Origin of the sequence: Leptospira tipperaryensis (genome assembly GCF_001729245.1) — a bacterium.
GTDB lineage: Bacteria > Spirochaetota > Leptospiria > Leptospirales > Leptospiraceae > Leptospira > Leptospira tipperaryensis.
The window spans coordinates 1,102,407-1,119,191 of record NZ_CP015217.1 but is presented as its reverse complement, the minus strand read 5'-3'; the positions used below and the strand labels follow the sequence as shown (position 1 = coordinate 1,119,191).

At 44.7% G+C, this 16,785-nt stretch carries 16 protein-coding genes; 2 read left to right on the top strand and 14 right to left on the bottom strand.

Translation table 11 applies throughout. From position 1 onward, the window contains the following. Positions 1–53: 53 nt before the first annotated feature. The gene (locus A0128_RS05345; protein WP_069606562.1) at positions 54–698 is read left to right on the top strand and encodes a hypothetical protein; all 645 of its coding nucleotides are present in this window, start codon (positions 54–56) and stop codon (positions 696–698) included. Between the two features lie 44 nt (positions 699–742). On the opposite strand, the gene A0128_RS05340 is transcribed toward A0128_RS05345, so the two are convergent. The 11 genes from A0128_RS05340 to A0128_RS21745 form a co-directional block, all read right to left on the bottom strand. Next, the gene (locus A0128_RS05340; protein ID WP_069606561.1) at positions 743–1,171 is read right to left on the bottom strand and encodes a DUF4345 domain-containing protein; all 429 of its coding nucleotides are present in this window, start codon (positions 1,169–1,171) and stop codon (positions 743–745) included. A 133-nt stretch (positions 1,172–1,304) separates the two neighbouring features. Then, a complete protein-coding gene (locus tag A0128_RS05335) occupies positions 1,305–2,396 on the bottom strand; it encodes a helix-turn-helix domain-containing protein (protein WP_069606560.1) in 1,092 nt (363 codons plus the stop codon). Position 2,397: 1 nt separating this feature from the next. Continuing rightward, positions 2,398–3,210, bottom strand: coding sequence for an Lp29 family lipoprotein (locus A0128_RS05330; RefSeq protein ID WP_069606559.1), 813 nt, complete (start codon positions 3,208–3,210; stop codon positions 2,398–2,400). 396 nt (positions 3,211–3,606) lie between these two features. Continuing rightward, the gene (locus A0128_RS05325; protein WP_083244062.1) at positions 3,607–5,631 is read right to left on the bottom strand and encodes a putative Ig domain-containing protein; all 2,025 of its coding nucleotides are present in this window, start codon (positions 5,629–5,631) and stop codon (positions 3,607–3,609) included. 195 nt (positions 5,632–5,826) lie between these two features. Further along, positions 5,827–6,306 (bottom strand): E-cadherin-binding lipoprotein adhesin Lsa16, encoded by a 480-nt coding sequence (gene lsa16 / locus A0128_RS05320; protein ID WP_069609138.1) that lies wholly within the window; start codon positions 6,304–6,306, stop codon positions 5,827–5,829. A gap of 13 nt (positions 6,307–6,319) precedes the next feature. After that, positions 6,320–7,543 carry a hypothetical protein gene (locus A0128_RS05315; protein ID WP_069606557.1) on the bottom strand — a complete coding sequence of 408 codons (1,224 nt, stop codon included), beginning with the start codon at positions 7,541–7,543 and terminating at the stop codon, positions 6,320–6,322. 5 nt (positions 7,544–7,548) lie between these two features. Continuing rightward, positions 7,549–8,130 (bottom strand): c-type cytochrome, encoded by a 582-nt coding sequence (locus tag A0128_RS05310; protein ID WP_069606556.1) that lies wholly within the window; start codon positions 8,128–8,130, stop codon positions 7,549–7,551. Between the two features lie 14 nt (positions 8,131–8,144). Further along, on the bottom strand, positions 8,145–8,696 hold the full coding sequence (locus A0128_RS05305; protein ID WP_069606555.1) for a DUF3341 domain-containing protein: 552 nt from the start codon (positions 8,694–8,696) through the stop codon (positions 8,145–8,147). Further along, the gene (gene nrfD / locus A0128_RS05300) at positions 8,696–10,063 is read right to left on the bottom strand and encodes an NrfD/PsrC family molybdoenzyme membrane anchor subunit (protein ID WP_069606554.1); all 1,368 of its coding nucleotides are present in this window, start codon (positions 10,061–10,063) and stop codon (positions 8,696–8,698) included. Before nrfD ends, A0128_RS05305 begins: the two co-directional genes overlap by 1 nt. A gap of 25 nt (positions 10,064–10,088) precedes the next feature. Next, positions 10,089–13,154: a TAT-variant-translocated molybdopterin oxidoreductase gene (locus tag A0128_RS05295; RefSeq protein WP_069606553.1), complete on the bottom strand. Its 3,066-nt coding sequence runs from the start codon at positions 13,152–13,154 to the stop codon at positions 10,089–10,091. A gap of 18 nt (positions 13,155–13,172) precedes the next feature. After that, positions 13,173–13,679, bottom strand: a complete 507-nt coding sequence (locus A0128_RS21745; protein WP_083244061.1) for a cytochrome c3 family protein — start codon at positions 13,677–13,679, stop codon at positions 13,173–13,175. Between the two features lie 296 nt (positions 13,680–13,975). On the opposite strand from A0128_RS21745, the gene A0128_RS05290 reads away from it, so the two are divergent. After that, positions 13,976–14,833, top strand: coding sequence for an endonuclease/exonuclease/phosphatase family protein (locus A0128_RS05290; RefSeq protein ID WP_069606552.1), 858 nt, complete (start codon positions 13,976–13,978; stop codon positions 14,831–14,833). Between the two features lie 125 nt (positions 14,834–14,958). Here A0128_RS05290 and A0128_RS05285 read toward each other — a convergent pair whose 3' ends face one another. The 3 genes from A0128_RS05285 to A0128_RS05275 form a co-directional block, all read right to left on the bottom strand. Further along, the gene (locus A0128_RS05285) at positions 14,959–15,285 is read right to left on the bottom strand and encodes a hypothetical protein (RefSeq protein WP_069606551.1); all 327 of its coding nucleotides are present in this window, start codon (positions 15,283–15,285) and stop codon (positions 14,959–14,961) included. A 188-nt stretch (positions 15,286–15,473) separates the two neighbouring features. After that, positions 15,474–15,902: a CHRD domain-containing protein gene (locus tag A0128_RS05280; protein ID WP_069606550.1), complete on the bottom strand. Its 429-nt coding sequence runs from the start codon at positions 15,900–15,902 to the stop codon at positions 15,474–15,476. Between the two features lie 308 nt (positions 15,903–16,210). Continuing rightward, positions 16,211–16,726 (bottom strand): hypothetical protein, encoded by a 516-nt coding sequence (locus A0128_RS05275; RefSeq protein WP_069606549.1) that lies wholly within the window; start codon positions 16,724–16,726, stop codon positions 16,211–16,213. Between the last annotated feature and the right edge of the window lie 59 nt (positions 16,727–16,785).

Below are 16,785 nucleotides of genomic sequence, written 5' to 3'. Positions count from 1 at the left end.
GTTCTAAATTTACGAGATCCAAAACGAGTACAGAGTAGATTTGAAAAATAAAAATGAAAACCGAACTAAATATAAAACAGAACGAAAGTCCTTCCGAAAAAAATAAATCGGGCGACGTCGTTCTCTTTAGCAAACAGAATAGGAGTTTTCCGTTGAAAACAAAATATACAAAGAATAAAATCGTAACCGCGACTATGCTGATCGGCTTTCTGGTCGGCTTTTCGAATTGTGAAAAAGACAAAAAAGACGACATTACCCCCTTGCTAGCGTTAGCCGCCATTCCGGCTCAAGCAACCGATCTTCCTCAACCGGCCCTCAACACCGCGTCTCTAAAATTAGGAAGCGCGCAGTTCACGCTTACGGACGTTCAATTCTGTAGATTGGGTATCGGTAATATCGGGATTATCATCGGTCAAACTCCGACAACCTATCTACCGGGCTTAAACATTCACGGGATCGATCCTACTAAGACCACGGTGACAATCGGAGCCGGCGGTTCTCAGATGGACATCGATACTGCGGTCGGAGTTTATATGGCTGGGAAAAACAAAGTCGCAGGAAGTTGTAGCGCAACCGTAAAAGAAAATTCGGCGACGGTCTACGACCTTCAAGCGATCGATTGTCCTATCACGGACGAATTAGGCGGCAACGCACCGGATACAACGGTTTCATTTCGAGCACGTTGCACGAAACAGTAATTCACACTTCTTCCCTCGGCTTTCCTGCCGAGGGAAGTTTTTGATTAAGAACGTTTTAAAAGCCAGCCCCCGATCACGACCGCTCCAACCTCTGTCGCCATACTCACATAAATATATTCGTTTCCCGGACCGTCCAAAAGAAGAGTATAAATTCTTCCTAAAAAGAGTCCGCCCGCCGTTGTTACCGCAAGAAGAATCCCTGCTTGAACCCATTCTTTTTTAAAGAGTCCGAGAACGAGGACGGCGCCGATTCCCAGACAAAGTCCGCCATACATGGCCCGAAAGTCAGCGAGGGCCGCGGAAGTCTGGATTTCGATTCCGATCCAAGAAGCAAGTTTGATTGGAATCAAAAAGAAGCCGATGGCAAAGGCGTCATAGACCACGAGATTCATAAGGAGAAATATTTTCGAAATGAGAGATAGAACTCGATCCTGTTCTCCGGAACGATCTATCGTAAGGCTGTTGGTTTGCATTCTTACCTTCCTTGTTGACAACTGCAACCAGGACAGTATGAATCATTTTCGAACTTTCATCGACTGGAGTTATAACAGCTTACATTTTTTTTGGAAAGCGATTATAATGCCTTACAAAAAAAGGAAAAACGATCTAAGAACGATACAAAAGCGAAGTTTCTTGGCGAGAGGACTTGCGATAGTCCACGGGAGTTTTTTGAGTAAACTTCAGAAAGGCTTCGTTAAAGGAGGAGCGATTGTTAAATCCTACTTCCATCGCGATTTCTAAAACGGTCTTGTCGCTTTCCGAAAGAAGTCTCTTGGCCTCTTCCACTCGATACTGATTCAACCAGGCGAAAAAACTTTTACCCAATTTACGGTTGATCAACTCCGAAAGTTGGTGACTCGAAAGAGAAACTCTTTCCGCGACGGAGGACAGGGAAATTTCTTCGTCTTGAAAGATCTTTTCGATCTTCATCATTCTTTCCAACTCCCGGACGATCGAATCTACTTCCAATCCCCCGAGTCGAGAACGGGAATATTTTGATTTTACCAGTTCTACGTGAATCGTTTCTTCCAGATCCGAATATTTTTTTCTTACATAGTAAACGAGACAAAGGGCAAGAGTCACCACCCAACTGGAAACTTTTAAAAAGAAGAATTCAAAACTTATCCCTAATATTCCCAAAACGGAAACCGAAGAAAAATCGAAAAAACAAATCCAGATCAGAAGTCTCAGCTTCGCTTCTTGAATCGAAGATAAAATTCTAAGAATCAGAATTCCAAAGAAGAATGAATACAAGGCCGCACAAAAATAAAATGAAGTAAATAAAAGTTCGGTTGTATTCTGATCCGAAAAAGAAATCGCCCAAGGAAAAGAACGAATCTTTGAAGAAAGAATAAAAACCGGAATTGTCAAGAGGATCGTTGGTAAAAAAGAAATCCAAGTAAGAAGACGAAATCGAAATTCTTCTTCCACCATTGCCTGAATGGAAAGTAATGAGATCGGGCCGATCAGAAAGAGAATCGGAAGACTCAAAACAAGATAGAAGGAAGGGCTTTCAAAAACTCCTTGGAACGCCATCGCGTTTAAAAGTTGCAAGATTCCGATCAATATCAGAGCGATTGAAAAGAAGATCTGAAATTTTGTTTTTTTAGAAAGAAAGAGTTCCGGGATCGCGAGAAGAAAGGCTAAAAATCCTCCGAAGATCGCGAAAGCATTTCCAAACCATTCGATATAAACCATATCATTTATGAAACGAGGGTTGAGCCTGGATATAACTCACGATGTCAGTTTCAAACTTCGGACCCAATTCTTGATAAACGAACTTTGGTGGAGAACTGACTTGTTTCAAGGCGTTACACCCCATTCTTCCGCATTCTTCCGGAATGGAAGAAGCCCAGACCGCTCCCAAAACGGAATAACCGTTGTCGTATTTTAACGCGGTCAACTGATTTAGATTTTTATCATATATCTTAATTTCAGTCTCCGCCTGTAAGGAAGCGTAACTCGGAATGAGGCCGAAACTAATCACGGAAAACATCGATGAAAAAAGTTGAACGACACTTCCTCCGAAATTTTTAGTGGATTGAAATGCGGGATTGTGAACCCCAACGACGTAATAGTCGGCACCCACGTCTTTCAATTTATAAATTCTTTCCTCTCCCTTTTTTTCAATGCTCGTAACGTATGTAAGTTCCAAAACCCCGCTTTCTTTTACTTCGTTGAGATAATCCTGAACGAACTTTTTAACTTTTTCGGAAGGAACGTCCTTTCTAAATCCGAACGATCTCAGATCGGAAGCATAAACCCCATTCTGAAATTTTGGAATGGTACGATCCGGATAAACCAAATTGGCGGTATAAATTCTTTCCTGCGAGTTGGAAGTTGTAATCTCCGCCGAAAAAGGTCGAAAGCCGAGATATACGATTCTTATCTTAGATAGATTGGGAAGCGAAGTTGTATCAACGGAACTCTTCTGCACGTAATAGTGATAATTACAATTCAGAAAGAACAAAAGGATTAAGGTTAAGAATCTAAATTTTTGAACGTATTTCATAAATGGACCGAGAAGACGGATTCTAAAAAATCAAATCCGCCTTCTGCATTAGATTCTTTGAAACGATTCCACTTTGCAATCAAAAAGAAAATCGATTTCTCTTTGATTCGTTCTTTTTAATAGCAAGAATTCTCAGATAAAATCAAGCGTTGAAATCCGGTCCCCTACTCGTTTTTTGAAAAGAAGTTTTTTCTTCTGAAAAAGCCCAAGGAATACCGGTTTCGTTTTATTGTTTTCGAGACGGTAGAATGAGACTCAAACCCGGTAAACCTAGCTGGTTATGCTTTCGTCGTCATCGCCTGTTTTGTTTGAATCTTAGATTCGAAAGCCGAGAAGAATTCTAAAACTTGAATATGGTTCGTTTTGAAAAATCGAATCGGCGATTTTACTTTCGGATCACTTGTAAAAAATATCGACCGCACCCGAATTCGATACGCTGTCATTGTCGGTCGCGGGCGTGGGAGGAGCTCCGGAAGATTTGTTCCAAATCATTCCGAGCCCATCGTCGTCGTTCATGGTCGCAACCGCAATCAAGTCGTCCTCGATACAAACCAAAATTCCGAAAGTATCCGAGGCCTCCGCGTTCGGCGCTTTTAGATAGGATTGAAAGGTCCAACCCGCGGATAATTTTCGGAAAACATAGGCCGATCCGGAATTACTTACGGAATCGTCGTCAGCTCCGGGTCCGGGAAGAACAGAAGGAGAATGTAAAACTCCGGTTTGAGAACTGTCTTCTCCAATCGCGCCGACTACGATCATATCCCCGTAAATGGAAACGCTTCTACCAAAGTTATCGTTCGCTTCGATATTTGGCGACTTTAAATACGCCTCAAAGGCCCAGGTGCTTCCGGTTCTACGAAACACATAAGCCGCTCCGGCGCCATTGGCAGAATCGTCGTCTCCGGCCGTCGTAAGACTCGGTCCGAGAGAATGGGAAATCGTCGTTTGAGCACTGTCTTCGTTGTAAGTTCCGACTACCGCCACGTTTCCGTCGTCAGAAAGATCCAGAGTCAAACCAAATTGATCGCTGTTGTCAGCATTCGGAGCCTTGATATAAGATTCAAAAGCCCAGTTCAAACCGGTCTTGCGAAATACATAGACCGCGCCTGAGCCGGAAAGGGAATCATCGTCGCCCGCACTCGTAAGAGTCGGTCCCAGGGAATTTAGAATCGGAGTGCTCCCGCTGTCCTCACCGTTCGCTCCGACGATCAAAGTATCGCCTCTGACTTGAATCTTCCCGCCGAATAAATCTCCAGTGTCCACATTCGGAGCCTTGATATACGCGTCCCAAACCCAAGTAGTTCCGCTTCTTTCAAAGATATAAATCGCACCCGATGTCGGCATAGAATCGTTGTCGGTCGCGCCCGTAAAACCCGGCGCAGGAGCTTGTACAATTGTTCCCAAACCACCTCGTTCCTGAACGGCGCTAACCGCGATCCGATCGCCCGAAATCGAAACGTTCGAACCGAATTGATCTCCAGTATCGTTATTAGGAGCTTTTAAATACGCTTCCAATGCCCAAGTCGTTCCCGCCCTACGAAATACATAAGCCGCTCCCGAGCTGATCATAGTATCGTCGTCACCCGCAGGAGTCAAACCGGCAAACGGAGAATGAAGAATGGTGGAGTTCCCGCTATCTTCCGCCCGAGCTCCGACGACGATCGTATCTCCCGAGATCGCGACGCTACATCCGAATTGATCGTTAGCTTCCGTATTGGGGGCTTTGAGATACGCTTCCAATACCCACGTTGTTCCCGATCGGCGAAACACGTAGGCCGCTCCGGCTGCGCCCGCGGAATCGTCGTCCCCGGCGGAAGTCAAACCCGCAAACGGACTGTGAACGATCGCGGTTTGAGCGCTATCTTCTCCGCACATGCCCGCGACCAAAGTATCACCCGAAAGATCGAAATCAAATCCTCCGCTCGTATCGCTGATATCCGGATTCGGAGCCTTTAAAAAACTTTCCCATTCCGCATTGAGTGCATCGACTGAAATCTGAATCGAAGAGGAAGAAGAGCCTGAGGAATTCGAAGCCGTTACTGTATAAGAAGACGCAATTTGTTTGGAATTTGGGGTCCCCGTAATCACTCCCGTCGTCGAATCAAAAGAGAGACCTGAAGGCAAAGCAGGTGAAACCGTAAACGAAGTCACCAATCCCGCCACGGTCGGTTGAATTGCAGAAATCGTAATATTCTTCACGAATTCAAACGAACTTGTAGAATAAGTCAAAGTTGGGGAAGTTCCCAGAGATGGGTTGAGATCTGCAACCGTAATCGAAGCGGGATTACCAAGAAGCATAAACACAGAGTCGGAATTACGGTTCTGTAAACATCCCATAAACAGAAGAGAAAGAAGAGAAAAAAACCAACCGAATCGATCTCGAAAAAAAACTTCTCTCTGCATGGCTTTCCCACCTTTCATTACAAAGAACTTTCTAAAAATTTCTTTGTAATGAAAAATCGTAGGTCAAACCATGAATATCAACAACCCCGTTTATAAAGGAGGAAATCTTCGTTTATAAGCGTGCACAAACGCAATCTAAGCCTGGACAAAAAAAATCCATGCCCTCCTTTCAGAGAGGCATGGAACTTTCTAATGGTTGTAACGGTTGCTAATTTACTGCTTCAGTTCAGGAGCAAGTTCAGCCAATGGAACCTTATCCTTTGGAAGAGAAGCATAATCCGGAAATTCATATCCGTTTGGATAGTGTTCGTGATCTTCGGGATCGTAAAAGTGAACATAGTCTTTACTATATCCCCAAGCAAAAACGGACTTCGAAGGATCCTGTCCTACGACTAAACAACGAGGATTGATCCAACCTTCCGTTTTTTCGGTTTTTACGCGAACGAAAAGTCTTGGATTCGGAGTATGATTTCTATAGTCATACACTCTCACGACGGTTCCGGGCGCGACGCGCTCTTTCACCGCAGAGGTTGCATCCGCTTCCGCAAAGATGGGAACCGTCGGTGTTAAGGACGGATTTACCAGGGATGGATCACAATTCTTATGATTTGTGACCTGAGCTAACTTAGAGCAAGCTCCCAGAAGAAGAGCTACTCCGGTTAGGAGAACAACAAGTGTTAAATTTCTTTTCATTCTTCTTCCTCTTTTATTGATGATGGTGAAGAGCTTGATCCAATCTCGGATCCCCAACTGGGATCAATGGAGCAGACTCATAACGTTTCAGAACTACAAAGGCGAATAATCCGATAAAACCGATCACGGCGCCAAAGGTAAGAATCAAACTGGAAAAACTGAAGTGTTCAAAGTTTGCAGGAAACACAAGCCAGTAGATTTCGATGACTTGTGTAAAGACGATCCAAAGAGCGATCTTTACAAGAGAATTGATATCTCTTTTGTTCGGACGATTCAACAAGAGAAGAAACGGAATTACAAACTTAATAAACGGAAGCGCGTAAGTGATTACTTCCCATCCGCCCGTAAGTCTTTGCTCGTAGAAAAATGTTTCTTCCGGGATGTTTGCATACCAGATCAACATAAACTGAGAAAATCCGACGTATGCCCAGAAAGTGCAAAACCCGAGCATAAACTTCCCGATATCGTGAATGTGATTTTCGTTTACTAGGTTTCCGAGATAACCTTTCTTTTTCAGAAAGTAGATCATGATCACGAGACTGGAAAGTCCGGTTTGATACGCGCCCGCAAAACAATACACACCGAACATGGTCGAGAACCAGTGCGGAGTTAAGGACATGATCAAATCAAAAGACGCCAATGAAAAGGAAAGAGCAAAGAATACGATAAACCCACCGGACAATCTTGCGTTGAACTGAGTGTGAGCTACATCCTTATCCTGATCTTGTTTCGTCGATCTCTTATAAAAAAGCCATCCGAATACGGACCAAACAGTTCCGAAAAGAATCATCCGAATCACAAAGAAAGGAATGTTCAGAAGAGGTTTCTTATGTTGCAAAAGGTGATCGTGTGCGACGACGTCTTCATGACTCCATTCGTAGAGGTCATGAATTCCAAGTGTAGTGATGAGCAAAAGAACCGCGACGACCGGTAAGAATAATCCGTATCCTTCCGCAAGTCTTCTTACAGTGACGGACCAATGAGAACCGGTGATATTACTGATCGCAGTAAAGAAAACTCCCGCGAGAGAAATCCCTGTGATAAAAAAGGTTCCGATCAAAAACGCGGACCACGCCGGATTCGAATGTCCACCCTCGTGTCTCGGAGGAGTGTGTGATAGGGTAAAATACCCGATGAGTAAACTCAAAACTCCGATCCCGATCATCCCGAAAAGGGCGCTACGAGTTTTGGAGTCGAGTTTAAAGTTAATCAGATTTTGTTCGACTTTGACTTCCATGATTCTTAATTCCTGGCCACGTCTTTTTTAGTTCTGTTCTCGTATTCCTGGAGTTTTCTCACGTAGAGAACGATTTTCCAACGGTCTTCCGGAGAAACTTGTGAGGAATAACTCTTCATTCTTCCCCAACCCGCTGTGATTACGTGATAGATTTGCCCGTCGGAATATCCTTGGATCTTAGGAGAAACCACGGCAGGAACCGGAAACCCGATTCTTGGCGCCGGTCCTACGATGCTTCCGTTCCCTGCTCCTCTTACGCCGTGGCAAGGTGAACAATAAGTTTGATATTTCGCCTCTCCCTTTTGGAGATTGGCTAAATCATTCTTATAAGGATTAGAAAGTCCTTTATTAGGTAATTGTGTTACGTCCATTCCGAGAAACTCGTATGGATGATAGTTTACGGGAATCGCTCCTTTCGGAGGAATTCTGGAAGCGGCCCCGTCTTTTGAGATCGGATCCGCTTCTTGTGCTTCTCTCGCTGGAGAATCAGCCATGTCCGGAAAGTATTCCAGAGGAGGCGTTTTGGACTCGCAGTTCCAGAATAGAACGGCGGCCAAAAGAAAAATCAGTGATTTAGTAAATTTCATTCCTGTCGCTGCTCCTATTTCACAACCTCGACGTTCTTTCCGCCAAGACCTTTGATAAAGCTTACCACTTCGTCTTCCTTGTATCCTTTGGAAGAAGAAGGGATCCAGAGTGCAAACTTGTCCGTAGTGATATCGGGATGTAAAATTCTCCGATTGATTTTCGGAAGTTTGGTTAAGAAAAACATCGCAGCCGCAGTTCCTACACCGGCCATAAAAATCGTGAATTCAAACGTGATCGGGATGTAGGCAAACCAAGCGTTTAAATTCTTTCCCGAAATGTTCAAAGGCCAATCAAACTTGTGAGTGAGATATTGCATTCCAAAGCCGACGGCGCATCCGAAAAGCCCCAGGAAAAAAGTCACCCAAGGAAGACCGGAACGAGGAACTCCCATCGCGTCATCCAATCCGTGAACCGGATACGGAGTGAAACAATCAAAGTTCGTGTAATTCTTCTCTTTTGTTTTGGCCGCCGCAGAGATGATTTCCGCAGGAGAATCAAAGAGCCCGAATACTCCGGCGCTCGTTTCTTCAAATGTATGAAATTGTTCTTTATGAGGTTTATACATCAGTGGTGTCCTCCGTCTTTGCTTGGCATAACGGTTTTGACTTCCGCGATCGCGATAACAGGCATGATTCTACAGAACAGAAGGAACAACGTGAAGAAGATTCCGAAAGTTCCGATGAGCATCATGAAGTCGTAAACGGTTGGGATATACATATCCCAGCTGGAAGGAAGGAAGTCTGCGTGAGTCGTCATAACGATTACGTATCTTTCGAACCACATCCCGATGTTTACTACGATAGAGATGATAAACATAACTGGAATGCTCGTTCTGAGTTTTTTCCACCAGAAAACCTGTGGAGAAAATACGTTACAGCTAAACATAATAAAGTAAGCCCAACCGTAAGGACCGAAAGCTCTGTTTACGAAAGCAAAACCTTCGTATTCGTTACCCGAATACCAAGCCATAAAAAACTCGGTGGAGTAAGCGAGACCTACGATCAAACCGGTGACCATGATGACCTTGTTCATGTTTTCCAAGTGTTTCATGGTGATGTAGTCTTTCAGATTGAACACTTCTCTCGCGATTACCATCAGTGTCACAACCATTGCGAATCCGGAGAAAATCGCCCCCGCCACGAAGTATGGAGGGAAGATCGTAGTGTGCCATCCTGGAAGAATGGATACGGCGAAGTCGAAGGATACGATCGTGTGAACCGAAAGAACCAGAGGAGTGGAAAGAGCCGCGAGGATCATCGCAACCATCTCGAGGTGAGACCAAGCTTTGTTCGAGCCCACCCAACCTAAAGAAAGAATGTCGTAGATCTTACGTTTCATCTCACCTTTGGAACGGTCTCTTACAGCCGCGATATCCGGAATCAAACCGATATACCAGAACACGAGAGAGATCGTTAAGTAAGTCGAAACCGCGAAAGTATCCCAGATCAGAGGAGAACGGAAGTTGACCCAAAGAGGTCCTCTTTCGTTCGGATAAGGGAACAACCAAAATCCGACCCAAGGTCTTCCGATGTGGATGATCAAGTTGGAAGCGGCGGTTAACACGGCGAAGATGGTCATCGCTTCTGCGGCGCGGTTGATCCCTGTTCTCCATTCTTGGCGGAACAGATAAAGGACGGCTGAAATCAGGGTTCCGGCGTGACCGATCCCGATCCAGAATACGAAGTTTACGATGAAAAATCCCCAAGCCACGGGATTGTTGATCCCGAGGATGTAGAGACCTTCCCACATTAGGTATCCGATGATACCTAAGTCGACGACTGTAATGGTAAGAACCAGAAGGAAAGCCTTCCACCACAAAGAAGTGGGGAACGCTTCGACCGGTCTAAGGATATCTTCTGTAACGTCTCGAACCGACTTACCGCCGGTTACGAGAGGCTGGATATCCAGGGCTTCTTTGACTGCGTTGGACATTGACATAGCTTTTTACGTTACTCCATTAAATTGAGCTTCTGACTCGGGTCAGGTACGCAACCTGAGGACCGACGTTCAGATATTCGAGAACACGATACGATCTTGGATCGGAAGAAAGTTTCGCAACTTCGGAAGTTTTGTCGTTCGTATTGCCGAAGCTGATCGCATCCGCGGCGCAACTTTGTTGGCAAGCGGTTTTGACTTCTCCGTCTTTCAGAACGCGACCTTCGTTTTTAGCGGCGATCTTCGCTTCCGCGATTTTGTGAGAACAGAAATTACATTTTTCCATTACCCCGCGACCGCGAACCGTAACTTCAGGATTGAGTCCCAGATAACGAGGAGCCTTCGCGCCTTCCGCACCGTTATACCAGTGTTGCATCCAGTTAAAACGTCTCACTTTGTAAGGACAGTTGTTCGAGCAGTAACGAGTTCCCACACAACGGTTGTAAACCATGTCGTTGATCCCTTCGGAACTATGAACGGTTGCAAGAACCGGACAAACGGTCTCACAAGGAGCGTTGTCGCAGTGCTGGCAGAGCATAGGCTGATGAGCCACTTGGAGAGTTTCCGGTTGATCCGGCTCGCCGATGTAATAACGGTCGATACGGAGCCAGTGCATCTCGCGACCCACGCGAACTTCATCACGGCCAACGACCGGGATGTTGTTCTCCACCTGACAAGCGATCACACAAGAACCACAACCTGTGCAGGAAGAAAGGTCGATACTCATTCCCCATTTGTAACCGGGGTAAGAATAATTCGGATTCGCTCCGACCGCATCCACGAGTTTTCCGTCTTTGAGAATCTTAGGAATCTCGGATGCTGCCTTGCCGGAAGCTGGGTTTTTACGATATTCTTCAATGGAAGTGGATTGAACGAGAGGACGATCCGGGTAGTTAAAACCGGGAGACAACATGTGGTGATGCTGAGTGCAAGCCAACTTGTAAGTCTTTCCTGTTTTCTCCAGAGAAGTGACTGCGATTCCGGAATAGATTCCGTTTTCGGAAAGAACATAAGCATTCTTACCAACTCCGGTTCCAACGGCGCCCGCAGCGGTTCTTCCGTAACCGACCGCAACACCGATCGCTTCTTTGTGCATTCCAGGTTGGATCTGCGCCGGAAGTTCGATCGTTTTGTTTCCGGTTTTTAAAACCAGAACGTCGTTGGAAGAGATTCCCTTTTCTTTTGCAAGAGCGGGAGAAAGAAGAATGTAGTTGTCCCAGGTAACTTTGGTTACCGGATCCGGAAGTTCTTGGAGCTGAGAATTGTTCGCGGCTCTACCGTCTCCGATCGCAGAGGTTTCATACAACGCGAGTTTGAGCCCCGCAGAAGGAGAAGCGATCTTTTTGAGAGCGGAACGGTTGAAGTTCCGAGAAGAACCGGCGGACTTCTTACGATCGGACGCCTTTACGGTGGTTCCGATTCTTAAGAGGTCTTCCCATTTTTGTTTAGAACCGAGTTTTTTAGTCCAAGAATTTTTTACGTATTCGTAAAAGCTCGTTTCTCCGCCGAGAGATCCGCCCGCAAAAGCGATCAAACTGTCTTCAAAAGAACGAGAGTTGAAGAGAGGACGAACCGCAGGTTGTTGGATCGAGAAAATTCCTTTTGTAACTTCGGCATCTCCCCAAGACTCGAGGAAGTGAGTGGTGGTCGCGAGAACGTTAGACGCAAGCGCAGTCTCGTCGGCACGATCGCTCAAAGAAACGACTAACGCGGCTTGGTGAAGAAGGTTTTTCCATTCTTCTCCCGCTTGATAAACCAGGTTGACGTCGTTTACAAAAAGAACTCCTACTTTGGTTCCTTTCAGCTCGGAAGCTAAAGAATTCAGATTGCCCGAATAATCCGCAGAGCCTTCTTTTTTCGGATTGGAATGATCCACGGTTTTACCGTCGTTTTCCAAAACGCTGTTGAGAAGGTTTACAAGAACTTGAAGATCCACTGCGTCTTTGGTCGTCGCCGCGAGACTTCCCGCAACCACGAGAGACTTGCCTTTGTTGGACCAAAGAGCTTTTGCCGTCTTACGGATATTCTCTTCGCTCACACCTAAGGAAGAAGCAAGGCTCGCAACGGTAGCGCCGCCTAACGCGTCTTTTGTGTTGGCTCCGAGTTCGCCGAGAGCCGCCGCGATCGCAAGAGCGAGAGCGGTTTGATCCCCAGGACGAATCGGAAGACGAAGATCCGCATTGGATCCCGACATCGTAGGGATGGATTCCGCCGCTACGAAGAAGTTTACGTCCTTCGCACCGTTACGAAGATTTCTTCTTTTAGAAAAATCTTTTTGGTGTTCTTCGGGAGAAAGCCAATTGCCCATAAAGTCGCAATCGATAGAAAGAATAACGTTCGCGAGATCGAAGTGATAGTTCGGAATCAGAGCCTTTCCGTACGAAGCGGCCTGCCCTTTTGCTACAACTTCTTCCGCAGAAGTAAGAGAAATCTCGTAGTGTTTTCCACCGCCAACCGTGCGAAGAAAATCACCGATGATCGACTTCGTGGAAGGAGAATCGAGCGGTCTTGTAACAACGACCGACTTTCCTTTGTTCGCCGCGAGAGCCGCTTTAACTTTTGCGTCAACGGTCGCCCAATCCGCTTTTACTTCAATACCACCTTCGATGGTAGCGGGAGTTTGAGCTCTATCCGGATCATAAAGATCGAAAATAGAAGCCTGCCCCGCAGCGCCGAGCGCGCCTTGAGAAACCGGGTGATCCGGATTTCCTTCCAGTTTGAGGGGACGACCGTCTCTTGCTTTTACAAGAATCCCGGTTCCCGCGTAAACGGAAGCATAGTAGTAAGAATGTCCGTGTTTTACGAAATCATATTGTGCGTTTTCGTCGGCCTTATTGAGATCCACATAAGGAACGATCTTCTCAATCGGTTTACGAACACAATTGAGAGAGGTCATCGCGACCCCGGCGCCCATCAATTTGAGAAAGGATTTGCGATCGAATTCTCCCGACTTAATTCTCGCGATCAAAGGATCCGGAGAAGTAAAGAATTCAGCTTTTTGCATTTCCTTAACTTCTTCGTCTTTGTCTCTGAGATCATAAGAGAGCCAGTGAGCCTTCTTTTCTTTTTGGAAATTTTTTTGATCCATGCTTAGTATTACTCCCGGTTATCTGTGGCAGGTTGAACAGTCGGTTGGTGCGTTGTTCTCTCTGTGACAATCCACGCAGTATCCCATATTCAGGGATGCGACTTGTTTCACTTTGACCATCTCCGCTACGTTTCCATGACACTGAGAACAATCCACTCCTCTCGAAATGTGACGAGAGTGATTGAATTGAACGTGATCCGGCATATCGTGCACCTTAACCCATTCAAGCGGCTTGTTTTCGTTATACGATTTTGTAAGCGTCTTGATTAGGGGTTTGGAAGTTGCTACAAGAGAGTGGCAGTTCATGCAAGTTGATGTGGAGGGGACTGTGGCGTGTGCTGAGGTTTCTACCCCGGTGTGACAGTACTTACAGTCTATCTTATTATCTCCGGCATGTATCTTATGATTGAAGGGTATAGGCTGATCGGGCGCATACCCAACATACTTGGAGGGAGAGAAAATCAGATACGCTACGGCCGCGATGGCAATGAGCGGTACCGAAAGTTTCAGTGCTCTGTTATTCATTCGTATGAAGTCCCTATGAATCCAATATTGGTATTGGTAACAGGATTTTTGTCTCTGTGAAAAATTGCAAGTAAACGAAGATCCAGGGCCTTTTCTTTGCGTTTATTTTGAAGGCTATTTGAGAATTGAAATCAATTACAAAAGTTTCATCTGTTTTAAAAAAAGTTCTGAAAGTTAAAAAAAAATCCGAGCGTTGGTAAGGCGACTCACGGAGAAAAATCAAATTTTTTGATAAAACCTGGATTCAAAAAATAGAAAGTTCGGAGAGTTTGACTGTCTAAGGAGTTCTCCTCTCGATGTTTCAATCTCAGACTCTTGATTCCTTTCGAATTTCTTGGAAGATTCTTCTCTTTTTTGCGGCACTCCTCGGCGCCGAATCGCTCAAGGCACAGAATTTAAAACTAAAACTGGCGAGTTTTAACGCGATGTTTCTCTACGACGAGGTCGGAGATGAGAAAAAATTTCCAAAAGGAAGAATTCCAAGAAAAGAATCCGACTTCGAAAAAATCAAAAAGCATCTTTCGAAGATCGATCCCGATATTTTAGCGCTTCAAGAAGTGGAGAATGAGAGCGCCGTTTTCAAAATTCTTCCCGATTCTTATTCTTGCGCCGTTACAAAAACTCCCGGTTATCAACAAGAAGTCGGGATCTGTTGGAAAAAAAAATTTAAGAACCACGAAATTCTTCTTCACCCGAATCTTTCCTTAGAGCCCGGCTTGAGAAGCGGAATCGAGCTGAAAGTTTTCCTAGAAAAGAAGAAATATTCCTTTTTAAACGTACATCTCAAGGCCGGCCATGGAGGAAGAGACAGGGATCTCAGATCGAGACAACTAAGAACGTTAAACGAAATTCTAAAACCAAAAAAGGATTATTTTTTATTCGGAGATATGAACGTTCCCTTGGGGAAGGACAAGAAATCTTGGAAAATTCTTTCCGAAGACCTGAATTTGAAAAATCCGGGACGTTATGTGAAACAGTCCTGCTGGGGACACAAGTTTCTGATCGATTTTATTCTGACGGATCTTTCCATCTCGAATGCAAATTTCAGACAACTTCCGTTTCCGGAAGACGACGGAAACTTTGACGGAATTCCGGAAAGTGAAAATGGACTTTCCGATCATTGCCCCGTCGTTTTGGAAATCGGACTGGAATGAAATTTCCTCTCGGATTTCAAGTCTGAATTTTCGGAATTCATTGTTCCGACCAAGGGATTCTTCCGTAAAAAAGAGTTGTTACGGACTTTAAGTCCGTTTCCAGTAAAATCGGGCTTGCTTTTACGTCATCCGCCTTCTCCACCGCGCAAGGTAGAAACATATTTCAGTTCGATTCCGTATACGATCGCGGAAAGGACGAAGAATAAAAATAGAATTCCGATTCTTAAATAATTTCTCCATCGAGATCCGTTGGTTTTGAAGGAAATAATCAGAAGAGCGACGCCGGTGCAAAAACAAAGATAACTGTATTGATAAAACAAAGGTCTCTGCGCCCTTTCCAACTCGGTAGCGCCTCCGGCGGCCGAAGGGAAGCCTATGTATTGAGCCTCCAGATTAAAATAGAATCCGATCAATAAGATCGCGATGCTATCCACGAAGTAAAAATATTTCATAAGAATTCGGCTCTTCTCCCTTGGAGTCTATAAAGGAAGCGAAACTTCTTTCGATAAGCCAGTCACCTTTTTTCTAAGATGTGATCGCAAGCTCGCAGGTTCAAAAAAGGGATTTGTCTTAGGCTTCGGGAGCGCCTAAGACAAACTCGAATTCAATCGATTAATAAATGGAAATTCTTGTATGGTAATTATTTCTTTGCTTCCGGAGCAATCGTTCCTCTCACTTGTCCTTCCGGGCGGCCAATAGTTTTGATGAGAATGTAGAGTTTACCCGCATTCAAGGCCTTCTTTTGGTCCAAGTTTAAATCACAAGATCCCCAATCTTTCCAAGGACTATTCGTTGCGTTGTAAGGAGGTTTGAAAGTACAGAGCGGAGCTTCTACTCCTTCCAATTGAACGAGGATATCGGTGGCATTCGTTCCAAAGTATTCGTAAGAACCGGAAACTTTCAGTTTGCTGGTTTCGTCGTCGAGGATCGCGTCCACACTTCCTCTTGCGTTCACATTTTGTTGGGTTGAATCTTTCAAAGACGCTACGTATTTTGTTGCTCCTTTTCCAAAAACCAAAGCCGGAAAGAGGAGAATACAAAGCGTTAATACAAATGTTTTTTGTTTCATGGATAGTTCCTTTCTATTTTTTTAAAAGGATCCCGAAAGAATTTTCAGCGACACCTTTTGCAACCTGGCAACAACGGACCGATTATAATTTGCGAAATAAATTTTAATTTCTCAAATCTGCTAATAAAGGTGAATTATAAATACATTATATAATAAATTCTAAATTTTATCCTATGAGAGCAGAGAAAGAGACAACTGAATTATAAGGAGAGAAATACGATTATCATTCCGCTCCCGATTTAAAAATAAGAAACAAAGACAACCCATCATCCATAGAGTTTTCAATAAGGATTGATAAGCGAAATGAGTTAAGGTTTGGAAGAATTTGGAAATTCGGAACGAATAAAATCGAGAATTTCAATTTGCTCTCTATCCAAGTCTTTCCAGAAAGACTCCAGATCGAGCGTGATCGGATAGGAAATTTTGACGTCTAAATAGCCGATCATTTCAACAAACTTTTTTTGAAGATGCGGGTTTTGCCGAATGGAGCGCACGATGAGCGCCGAGACCATCGGCGGTTTCTTTTCCGCGGCCTTAGAAATCATTAGATTTACCGAATGATCCCAATCCTCCGCTCTTCTCGTAGCCAGGTTTTCGTAAAAATCAGTCGGCTTCGTTATAAAAATGGAAAACAAATCAGAGACGGTTTCATCGAGATCAAAAGAATTCAAAAATGTCTCGATATAACGCTCCTCGATGTCGAAAACGTCGAGCTCTTGGGCAAAATATTCTTCTTGGTATTTTGATCCGAAACCCGCAAAAACAAAAGGATCCATCGGGCAGGTCAAGTCGGCGAGTAATTCCAGAAGTTTTTGCTTAGACATAACTTTCCATTCTTAGAATCGCTGAAATCAGCCTTCTACTCTTTCAAAAGGCCTTCTTC

What these genes read in the sequence shown, in the direction of transcription:
- A0128_RS05345 (WP_069606562.1), top strand. Translation starts at nt 54, where the DNA reads ATGAAAACCGAACTAAATATAAAACAGAACGAAAGTCCTTCCGAAAAA.
- A0128_RS05340 (WP_069606561.1), bottom strand. Translation starts at nt 1,171, where the DNA reads ATGCAAACCAACAGCCTTACGATAGATCGTTCCGGAGAACAGGATCGA.
- A0128_RS05335 (WP_069606560.1), bottom strand. Translation starts at nt 2,396, where the DNA reads ATGGTTTATATCGAATGGTTTGGAAATGCTTTCGCGATCTTCGGAGGA.
- A0128_RS05330 (WP_069606559.1), bottom strand. Translation starts at nt 3,210, where the DNA reads ATGAAATACGTTCAAAAATTTAGATTCTTAACCTTAATCCTTTTGTTC.
- A0128_RS05325 (WP_083244062.1), bottom strand. Translation starts at nt 5,631, where the DNA reads ATGAAAGGTGGGAAAGCCATGCAGAGAGAAGTTTTTTTTCGAGATCGA.
- lsa16 (WP_069609138.1), bottom strand. Translation starts at nt 6,306, where the DNA reads ATGAAAAGAAATTTAACACTTGTTGTTCTCCTAACCGGAGTAGCTCTT.
- A0128_RS05315 (WP_069606557.1), bottom strand. Translation starts at nt 7,543, where the DNA reads ATGGAAGTCAAAGTCGAACAAAATCTGATTAACTTTAAACTCGACTCC.
- A0128_RS05310 (WP_069606556.1), bottom strand. Translation starts at nt 8,130, where the DNA reads ATGAAATTTACTAAATCACTGATTTTTCTTTTGGCCGCCGTTCTATTC.
- A0128_RS05305 (WP_069606555.1), bottom strand. Translation starts at nt 8,696, where the DNA reads ATGTATAAACCTCATAAAGAACAATTTCATACATTTGAAGAAACGAGC.
- nrfD (WP_069606554.1), bottom strand. Translation starts at nt 10,063, where the DNA reads ATGTCCAACGCAGTCAAAGAAGCCCTGGATATCCAGCCTCTCGTAACC.
- A0128_RS05295 (WP_069606553.1), bottom strand. Translation starts at nt 13,154, where the DNA reads ATGGATCAAAAAAATTTCCAAAAAGAAAAGAAGGCTCACTGGCTCTCT.
- A0128_RS21745 (WP_083244061.1), bottom strand. Translation starts at nt 13,679, where the DNA reads ATGAATAACAGAGCACTGAAACTTTCGGTACCGCTCATTGCCATCGCG.
- A0128_RS05290 (WP_069606552.1), top strand. Translation starts at nt 13,976, where the DNA reads ATGTTTCAATCTCAGACTCTTGATTCCTTTCGAATTTCTTGGAAGATT.
- A0128_RS05285 (WP_069606551.1), bottom strand. Translation starts at nt 15,285, where the DNA reads ATGAAATATTTTTACTTCGTGGATAGCATCGCGATCTTATTGATCGGA.
- A0128_RS05280 (WP_069606550.1), bottom strand. Translation starts at nt 15,902, where the DNA reads ATGAAACAAAAAACATTTGTATTAACGCTTTGTATTCTCCTCTTTCCG.
- A0128_RS05275 (WP_069606549.1), bottom strand. Translation starts at nt 16,726, where the DNA reads ATGTCTAAGCAAAAACTTCTGGAATTACTCGCCGACTTGACCTGCCCG.